Annotated in this window: 8 protein-coding genes; 3 read left to right on the forward strand and 5 right to left on the reverse strand. The window is 59.9% G+C overall.

Going from position 1 to position 8570, the window contains the following annotated elements:
* Nucleotides 1-369: 369 nt before the first annotated feature.
* Nucleotides 370-1587, forward strand: a complete 1218-nt coding sequence (locus ABIN98_RS25885) for a DUF2336 domain-containing protein (RefSeq protein ID WP_346914610.1) — start codon at nucleotides 370-372, stop codon at nucleotides 1585-1587.
* On the opposite strand, the gene ABIN98_RS25890 is transcribed toward ABIN98_RS25885, so the two are convergent.
* The 4 genes from ABIN98_RS25890 to ABIN98_RS25905 form a co-directional block, all read right to left on the reverse strand.
* A complete protein-coding gene (locus tag ABIN98_RS25890; RefSeq protein WP_346914612.1) occupies nucleotides 1547-2848 on the reverse strand; it encodes a mechanosensitive ion channel domain-containing protein in 1302 nt (433 codons plus the stop codon). The genes ABIN98_RS25885 and ABIN98_RS25890 overlap by 41 nt on opposite strands.
* 124 nt (nucleotides 2849-2972) lie before the next feature.
* Nucleotides 2973-3359 carry a DUF1491 family protein gene (locus tag ABIN98_RS25895; RefSeq protein WP_346914614.1) on the reverse strand — a complete coding sequence of 129 codons (387 nt, stop codon included), beginning with the start codon at nucleotides 3357-3359 and terminating at the stop codon, nucleotides 2973-2975.
* 48 nt (nucleotides 3360-3407) lie between these two features.
* Nucleotides 3408-4175 carry a peptidoglycan-binding domain-containing protein gene (locus ABIN98_RS25900; protein ID WP_346914616.1) on the reverse strand — a complete coding sequence of 256 codons (768 nt, stop codon included), beginning with the start codon at nucleotides 4173-4175 and terminating at the stop codon, nucleotides 3408-3410.
* A gap of 13 nt (nucleotides 4176-4188) precedes the next feature.
* Nucleotides 4189-5979 (reverse strand): HAMP domain-containing sensor histidine kinase, encoded by a 1791-nt coding sequence (locus ABIN98_RS25905; RefSeq protein ID WP_346914618.1) that lies wholly within the window; start codon nucleotides 5977-5979, stop codon nucleotides 4189-4191.
* A 333-nt stretch (nucleotides 5980-6312) separates the two neighbouring features.
* Between ABIN98_RS25905 and ABIN98_RS25910 the strand changes: the two genes are divergently transcribed.
* Entirely contained in the window at nucleotides 6313-6771 is a 459-nt protein-coding gene (locus tag ABIN98_RS25910) for a DUF5330 domain-containing protein (protein WP_346914620.1), read from the forward strand.
* 341 nt (nucleotides 6772-7112) lie between these two features.
* Complete coding sequence (locus ABIN98_RS25915) at nucleotides 7113-7544, forward strand: SufE family protein (protein WP_346914622.1); 432 nt, start codon at nucleotides 7113-7115, stop codon at nucleotides 7542-7544.
* A gap of 158 nt (nucleotides 7545-7702) precedes the next feature.
* On the opposite strand, the gene ABIN98_RS25920 is transcribed toward ABIN98_RS25915, so the two are convergent.
* Nucleotides 7703-8119, reverse strand: coding sequence for a MucR family transcriptional regulator (locus ABIN98_RS25920; protein WP_346898524.1), 417 nt, complete (start codon nucleotides 8117-8119; stop codon nucleotides 7703-7705).
* Nucleotides 8120-8570: the final 451 nt, after the last annotated feature.

Genomic DNA, 8570 nt, shown 5'->3' on the forward strand with positions numbered 1-8570 from the left:
CGGCCTTATGACCGATGGTCCCGATTCGCGCCGACAGATCAAGTGCCAACCTCTCGTAACGCACACCGGGAAAGAGGATAACCTCCCCGCGCTGTTCCGGCCTGGACGAGCCGGCGCTGTTTCGATGGGGTCCGACGCGCGAAGCGGGCCTCGGCGCGGACGCGAAATCCAACAAGGTGCCCATCGTCTACTCCTTCTGTTCCGAGCCGGCGTTTACTGGAGCCGGCATGGTCAAACGGGCGACGCATTACTCCTGACAAAACAATTAGGAGTTCCTCAGGGTTAACAGGATGCTAACGCTTTCATTCTAATTTTGGGAAACAGAGCCGGAAGGCTGACTTGTCATTTTGTTGTGCGTAGACGAGTGCCATGAAACACGAGCCGTTTCTTTTTGAGGCAGAGCCTCAATCTCCCGATCATCGACGCGCAAGGTCCGCCTCTGCACCAGGTGAGGACCTGCTGCTCAGCGCGGTGGAGCTTTTCGTCAGCATCGAGAAGCACGACCGCAAAGAAATAACTGTTTTTCAAGAACTTAGCGAAAACCTTCTACCGCTGACATCCGACCGGGACAGACGCCGGATCGCCTGCCTTCTGGTCCGCCATCCCGATACGCCCGACAACATCCTTGCCCGGCTTGCCGGCGACCGCGATCCGCTGACATCCTACCCCGTGCTTCGCCATGCCCCGGCGATACCTGAGGATATCCTCATCATGCAGGCCGAACGGGGACCGGACAGCCTGCGCAAGGCCATCGCGGACAGGACCAGCTTGAGCGAATCGCTTGTTCGCACCCTCGCCACCCACGGAGGCCCCGACGTTATCCGCATGCTCATGGAGCGCGATGACGTTTCTCTCGAGCAGCAACTTCTCGAAGCCTTCGAAAGCCGCGGAGAGATCATGGCGGAACTGGGGGAAGACCTGGCCGCCCGGGGTCATCTGAGCGCCGACCGGCTGATGTCGAACTTCCTGTATCTGACATGTGAGCTGAAAGCCGAGGCCATCGCCGGCGCCGAACTGGCCAGTCTCGTGGAAATGGCAAGCCGCGGACCGGGCCGAGCGCCCAGACCGGTGTTCAAGGCACACCTCCTGGACATGCTGGAAAAGACGGCCATGACCGGATCGTCCGCTCAATTTGCAACCGATCTCTCCTATACCCTCGGCCTGCCGGAAGCGACCGCCTCCCGCATGCTCTCCGAAGACGGGGGCGAAGCACTTGCCATCGCCTTCAAGGCGCTTGGCTTCGACGAGACCCGGACCGCATCGCTGCTGATCCGCCTGATCGGCCAGACCCACTCCCTTGCCGAGATCCGGCGCCTGGTGCAGATCGCCTCGAACATCAGCGACGGCGCCGCCCGCCTGATGGTGCGCCGCTGGGTCGCCAGCGAAACCCTCGGCCTTCCGGCGGACAGTTCCAAGCCGGTCTACCAGGATGCAAAGCGGAAAGGTGTCGTCCCGAAAGCGACGCCGGCGCGGGGAGACGGTCCGGGAAGACACCGGGACCGTGGCGGAGTTCAAAAAGCGGGCGTAAGCGGCCCCTTCCGGCCGATCAGGATTTCGATCCATCGAGCGACGCGGTCTCCTTCATGATGATCTCGCGGTGCGGGTAAGGAATATTGATGCCGTTTTCCTTGAAGGTGTCCCACAGGGCGAGAAGCACCTGGCCGCGGACATTGGTCAGGCCTTTCTGAGGATCGTCGATCCAGAAGCGCAGAACGAAATCGAGGGAGGAATCGCCGAAACCGGTTAGCCAGCAGACCGGGGTCCGGTCATCCTCCACCCGCTCCACAGCCCTGGCAGCGGCAATCGCCAGCGCGCTGACCTCGTGGGGATCGGAGTCGTAGGAGACGCCGAAATTCACATCGAGGCGCACCAGTTCATCGCTGAACGACCAATTGATCACCCGGTGGGTGATGAAGTCCTCGTTGGGAATCAGGTATTCGCGGCCGTCACGGGTGACAACGGAGACAAATCGCGCCCGCAATTCCCGGATCCAGCCGAAGGTCCCTTCCAGTGAAATCGTATCCCCGGGTTTGATCGACTTGTCGAGCAGGATGATGATGCCGGAGATGAAGTTGGAGATCACCTTCTGCAAGCCGAAGCCGAGCCCGAGGCCGACCGCACCGGAAAACACCGTCAGCGCGGTCAGGTCGATGCCGACCGAGGACAGGGCGACCATTCCGGCAAGCAGGATCAGGCCGATCTTGACGACCTTGCCGATCAGGACGCGGATCGACGGTGTCAGTTCGTCGGATTTCTGAACCTGATTGTCGAGAAAACGGCCGACGCCCACGGCAAGCCAGACCGCCAGGAACAGGAACAGGGCCGCCTTCAGGACCAGCAGGACCGACAGACGCATCTGGCCGATGGTCAATCCAAGACTGTCGAGAAAGATCACGGCTTCGTCGTCGAGGTCCAGAATGACCAGAGCGGCACAAATCCACGCCAGCCAGCTGAGCACGCGCGCCAGCAGGCGATTGCGGATCACGCGCGACAGAACGGAGACGAACAGCCAGGCGAACGACAGGGAGAGTGTGATCGCAATGAAATGGCTGCGGCTCGGCCAGGTGACGCTGCGCATGACGGTGAGCGCGATGAAGAGAAAGAAGGAAAACAGGATCCAGTCGATGCGCCGCAGCAGCGCGATCACGACCCGCAGCAGACCGGGATTGCCCTTGATCAGGCGTGCGCGTTCTTCCAGCTTCGGCTCGATACGCCAGCTCAGAACCCTCGCCGCCAGAAACAGCACCGCAATAATGGCCGCCTGGTAGAAGAACCAGGGCGTCAGCAGATAATCGAGCAGCGCCCGCACCCAGTACAGGACTTCGCCGATGAATCCCTGGATTTCCATTCGCAGCTTCCGGTACACATGACACGCCGGGCCAAAGGCATCGATCCGCGGTCCCAGTGCGTCATTTCATATGAACGAACACTAGCAACGATTTGGCTTACCGGCCAACTTTGCTGTTCTGCGTTCAGAACTTGAACAGTCCCTTCGCCGGATCTTCCCTGTCCTGCTCCGGCTCGTCGTCAGCCAGAGGCAGATCGACGGCCCCGTCCCGGGCCTCGATGTCGACCACCCAGTAATCCGGGTCCATGCGCGCTTCGCGGGCTAGGCGGTCGTCGATCCCGGTTCTGTCTGTTCGTTCCAGGATTTTTTCGAACAACCGGCCCTGGGGCTGGTCTGAAAACATCGCCTGCGGCGCCGGCCCGTAAAAGTCGAAGGTTCCGTCGAGCCGGTCCACGACAATGAAGATCGCACCGGCTTCGGGGGATCCGCGTTTGGCGACGGCGGCGAAGCCATTGCCCGTGAAGGTCTTGCGCACCAGGGCGCTTACGAAGAAATCGGATGTGACGCGCATGCAGCCCTTGTGTTCCGAACCACGGATGGCATCCGCCGGTATGGCGGATCAGCCTCCGATCCTGCGGCCGCTAACGCTTTCCAGACGGGAGACGAGGTCCGGCGACACCTTACCGGTAATCGGCAGATCCCAGTTGAGCTGGAAGCGCTTGATCGCAATTTCCGTATTCTCGCCCATGACGCCATCAGCCTGCAAGGGGCCGTAGCCGAGATCCGAAAGCAGTTTCTGGATCTGGATAATCTGCGGATCCGCCGAGGGATCGCCCCCTGCCGGATCTGACCCTACCGCATCGGTTTTCACCGTTTCCAGGACCTCGCCTCCTCCGGCTGTCGGCTTTTTCCGTGGAACCGGAATTGCGGTCGATGTCGGCGCAGCTCCCTGCAACGTAATGCGTGCCAGCAAGGCTTCCGTCGGTTCACCGGTTTCAACCTGCCCCTGCGCACGCTCATACATGCGGATGGCCTGTTCGGTTGCCGGACCGTTGATTCCGTCCAGCGGGCCGTTATAGAGGTCCTGGCGGCGCAGAGCCGTCTGCAGATCGAGCACGAGCTGGGAGGCCTGCGGCATAACCACCCCGCGGCGGCCTTCCGGCTCTATCATCGCCGGCGTGTCATTGGCCCAGTCCCGCGTCATGAACAAGGGTGCGGGATGGCGACCCGACTGCAGGCCAATGGCGTTGGCCACGATCAGACACCCGGTCAGTGCCATAACAACCATACCGCCCGCAGCAACCGGGTTGTCGCGGGCAATGCCTCCGACGCGACCGGTCATGGAACTTTCTTCTTCATGGTCCTGCTGACGGCGTTTCCGGCTCATGAGATCGGCTCCGTCACCGGCTCGCCCGGGAGCGCGGGACATCCCGTGCCTGGGCAATCAGGGTTTGCGCGCGGCTCCTGGCGGCTCCGGTCGGCAACCTGAGACTGATGACCAGTCCACCCTTTGCACCGGTCTCGCAGGAAAGGCTTCCGCCATGGAGCCGGGCAAGCCCGTCGGCGATGGCAAGATCCTCACTGTCGGCGCGTTTCCTGAGGGTTCCTGCGGTACTCTGACCGCGCAAGGCCCTGAAATCCTGCGGTCCGTAGACCGGTTCCTCATCCTTGTGGGTGACCAAGAGCTCAATCAGGACCGCCCCAGGTTCACGCTGCCCGGTTATCAGAACCGTTCCGTCCGGCACGGCCGACTGGATGGCAAAGGTCATGAGGTCCAGTGTGATCTGGCGAAGCGTTTTCCGGTCAGCCGGCACCGGCGGCAATTCGAAATCGCCGCACATGTCCAGGATGACATTCCGGCCGTCAGCTACAGGCGTAAGCATTGCCCGGCAGCTTTCCAGTATTCCTTCCAGGTCGACCGGTTCGATCGAAAGCGCTCCCGCACCGGCCGCGAGACGAACCGCGCCGTCCCGCTTTTGCACCGTTTGCAGCATTTCCACGCCGGAGCGGTGAATCAGGTCCGCATATTCGCACCCCTGCGCCCAATCGGTTCTCGCTTGCGCGGATTTGCGCAGCAGGTCCGCATAGTTGACGATATCGGCAAGAGGCGCTTCCAGGTCAGCGATATTCCCGGACCAGCGGTCGCCGGTTCCGCTATCGTGTTCGTTTTCGGCTGCTTTGGCGCTGTGCGCCGGCCGCCCTTCTTTCAAGGTCAGGACCAGGTTTTCCGTCTCCGCCTGCACAGCGGTGTTGCTTGCCGATGCCGGCTTTCTGATCTGCAGATCCATCGGGACATATTCGGCCAGGCCTTCCTCACCCGGACGATTGCCGCCTTTCCTCAGGCGCACTTCAAGGTGAACCGGCGCGGTCCCTGCCCGGGCTTCGGCCAAAGCGGTCAGATAAAGCGGCCGGTCGGAAACAAGCAGGCGCTGAAAAAGCCAATCGCCGGAAATCTGGCGCTGCGTCAGGCCCAGCAGATCCTCCAGAGGACCGCCGAGAACCTTGACCGTGCCGTCAGCCAGGCAGAGGCAGGTGATTTCCTGCGTGCTGTCGTTGAGTTGCCGCCAGCGGCCTTCTCCAGCCGCGATCATTGCCCGCGCCCGGCGCTGTTCGAACGCAAGGCGCAAGGCAAGGACTGTCATATAGATACAGGCCGCAAGAGCGGAAAGAAGCATGGCGCCGGGCTCAGAAACCCCGCTGAAAGCCGGGAATTCGGGAAGGAAAGCCAGAAGCGTCAGGAAGCCGGCACAAGCGGTACATACGGCCAGTATGATTCGGCGCGTCCCAGACAGCGCCGCTTCCATGGGCACCACTGCAAACCAGACAAGCGCAAAGGAGGACAAACCGCCAGTGATTGCGCAAAGTCCGGTCAGGAATGCGGCAAACAGGGCCGATGACAGCCCGTAAGCCCGCTCCAGGTTGCCCGACTGAATGAGATAGAGCGCCAACGGCCATTGGCCGAGCATGAAGGCCAGGAGAAACGTCAGGCCCAGAGATGTCGGCCCTGCCAGGGCCAAATGCAGCGGCAGAACAACCAGAGCTGCCGTACCGCTCAGGAAGCAACTGGCCAGAAACGCCTTGTGGCGCGGCCGCTGCCATGGATCATCGCTTACGGAGGGATGGAGGAATCCATCCAACTGTCCGTAGAGATCTTTCAACACGTCTGAGAGCTGGATCAGAAAGTTACGCACTACACTACTGCCAGGCCTGATACGCGGCCGAATTAGAACCCTGTCTGAGACTTTATTTTCCAGCCGACCACTTAAGGAACGATAAAGGATAAGTCTTCGAGGGACATTTCCGGAAAAAAATGTGGGCACACGGGAACTTGGCGGTCAAAGGATAAAATTTGAATCATTTTTTCCGAAAATTTGCCTCAAACACCTGTTTCATTTGATGAAAAAGCGCCCGCGCTTCGAAACAGGGCGTTTCAATGTAGCTGTTACAGTGCAAGCCATAACAAAAGCGTGCCGTCCTGGTAGGCGAGCTCGCAAGAAGCGAACGAACACTAAATGGGTAGCAGCATGTTCTTTCTACTGAGAACGGCCTTTTGGCTAACTCTCGTCCTGGTTCTGATCCCGCTCGGATCCGGCAAGGACGAAAGCGAGACAACCAAAGTCGATCCGATTGCGGCCTATTCCGCAGCGTCGGCGGCGGTCAGCGATATCGGCGGCTTCTGCAGCCGCAATCCGCAGGCCTGTGAGACCGGCGGTGATGCCATTGCGATGATCGGCGCACGCGCCAGGGATGGCGCGCGGATCGTGTACGAGTTTCTGGATACCCAGATCGCAGAGAAGGACGCTGTCGACCACCCCCGCACGGAATCGAACAACGACCTCATCACGGGTGCTATCTCGAGTGGCACCCTGACCGCGCAGGATCTGACCCAGCCCTGGCAGGGTCACGGTAAAAACGTCTCCGCAAAGGAGACCGTGATTGGGCCGGTTCCTCGGCCCAACCCGCGGGCAGGTTCTCGAACCTGACCACGGGGCCGTTATTCGCCCCCGGTCGCTTCCGGGACGAATGAACGGCTGTTTGCGCCCCCGCTTGCCCGGACCGGCAGTGGCCATCAGGCCCTTTCCGGACCGGACCGACGGCTCTACTTAGGCGGTATATGCCGCCGCGCCGCAGGTGATCAGCTGCCCAACTCACCTGCGGCGTCTTTTCCTTCCCGGTTTCGCGGTTCCCCCGACTGCCCCCCGGCTAGCAGCTTTTCGATCGGCCTGAAGGACAGAACTTTTGGTGCCTGCTGCACCGCACAGGTTTAAATCGCCCCCCTGCCAAGCTATATGACTCTCATATTCTCTGTTTTTGCTGGCGGGCCATGACCACATCCCTTGACGACATCCTTGAGACCTTCGAATTCCTCGACGATTGGGAAGACCGTTACAAGTACCTGATCGATCTTGGAAAAGAGCTCCCGGGTCTGCCCGAAGAGCAAAAGAACGACGCCAACAAGGTACGCGGCTGCGTGTCTCAGGTCTGGCTCGTGACCAACATCAGCCGATCAGCGCCCGGGGCGCCGGTCATCACCTATGACGGCGACAGCGATGCCCTGATCGTTCAGGGACTGGTTGCCGTGGTCCTTGCCCTTTACTCGGGCAAAACGGCGCAGGAAATCCTCGATACCGATGTGGATGGCATCTTCGCCAAGCTCGGCTTGAAGGAGCACCTGACGCCGCAACGGTCCAATGGCCTCAAATCCATGGTGGCGCGAATCCAGTCCGATGCCCGCGAGGCCCTGGCGGCAGCCTGAGCATCCCGTCAAGCTGCGGCCGGCAAGCTGCGGCCCGTCTAGCTGCGGATCAGCGGCAGCCCCCCGCTCGCTACCAGCTAATAAAAAAGCTGCCCGACAAGCGGGCAGCTCTTGTTTCACTCGCAGATTGCCGGAAAGTAGCCTTTCCGGTCAGCCGATTACTTGGAGCGCTTGCGCTGCTGGCCCAGGCCCATCTTCTTGGCGAGCTCGGAACGGGCAGCTGCGTAGTTCGGCGCGACCATCGGATAGTCCGGACCGAGGTCCCACTTCTCCCGGTATTCTTCCGGAGTCATGTCGTAATGGGTGCGCAGGTGACGCTTCAACGACTTGAACTTCTTTCCGTCTTCCAGGCAGATGATGTAGTCGGGCATGACCGACTTCTTGACGGGCACGGCAGGCTTCAACGGCTCCGGCTCAGGCTCCTGAGCTGCGGTAGAGGTCCGCTGCAATGCGCCATAAACTTCATTGATCAAGTTCGGCAGGTCCGTCGAAGCAACAGTGTTGTTGCTTACATACGCGGACACAATATCAGCCGTAAGGTCAATAAGGTTCGCATCTACTGGACTATCAGTCATATCTCACCCATGTTCATCCGAATTGGAAATATCTCTCTTGAAGCCACGCAAGCTGCTTAACGCATACAGTATCTTAAATAGATAGATACTTGCGTGCCGCAAAATCAAAAATGATTCTACTTCGCTGGCAACGGTCGCGCTGTTATATACGCGGTATTCGAAGCGGACAACCCCCAAAAAACGAGAATTACAGTATTTTTCCAATTAAACAAAATTATGAGAAAATAATGGCGGGACCCTAGTCCTCGGTCATTTTAATAGAACTGCCAGTAAAATAGGCGTCCAGGCAGCATACGCTGCCGGAAAAATGCCAATGCGCCCCAACACGCTCCTGCAACTTCAAAACGGATAGTCCCGGTTGTTCGCGAACCGACGGTCTAAATCGAGCCGCCGATACCGGAAGTCAACGCCGCCAGGATCTACTGACCCGGCATCATGTCCGTATCCCTTT

It is taken from the genome of uncultured Roseibium sp. (assembly GCF_963675095.2).
Taxonomy (GTDB): Bacteria; Pseudomonadota; Alphaproteobacteria; order Rhizobiales; family Stappiaceae; genus Roseibium.

Bases quoted from the DNA above. Each gene is read 5' to 3' on its own strand.
- ABIN98_RS25885 (WP_346914610.1), top strand. From the start codon at position 370: ATGAAACACGAGCCGTTTCTTTTTGAGGCAGAGCCTCAATCTCCCGAT.
- ABIN98_RS25890 (WP_346914612.1), bottom strand. From the start codon at position 2,848: ATGGAAATCCAGGGATTCATCGGCGAAGTCCTGTACTGGGTGCGGGCG.
- ABIN98_RS25895 (WP_346914614.1), bottom strand. From the start codon at position 3,359: ATGCGCGTCACATCCGATTTCTTCGTAAGCGCCCTGGTGCGCAAGACC.
- ABIN98_RS25900 (WP_346914616.1), bottom strand. From the start codon at position 4,175: ATGAGCCGGAAACGCCGTCAGCAGGACCATGAAGAAGAAAGTTCCATG.
- ABIN98_RS25910 (WP_346914620.1), top strand. From the start codon at position 6,313: ATGTTCTTTCTACTGAGAACGGCCTTTTGGCTAACTCTCGTCCTGGTT.
- ABIN98_RS25915 (WP_346914622.1), top strand. From the start codon at position 7,113: ATGACCACATCCCTTGACGACATCCTTGAGACCTTCGAATTCCTCGAC.
- ABIN98_RS25920 (WP_346898524.1), bottom strand. From the start codon at position 8,119: ATGACTGATAGTCCAGTAGATGCGAACCTTATTGACCTTACGGCTGAT.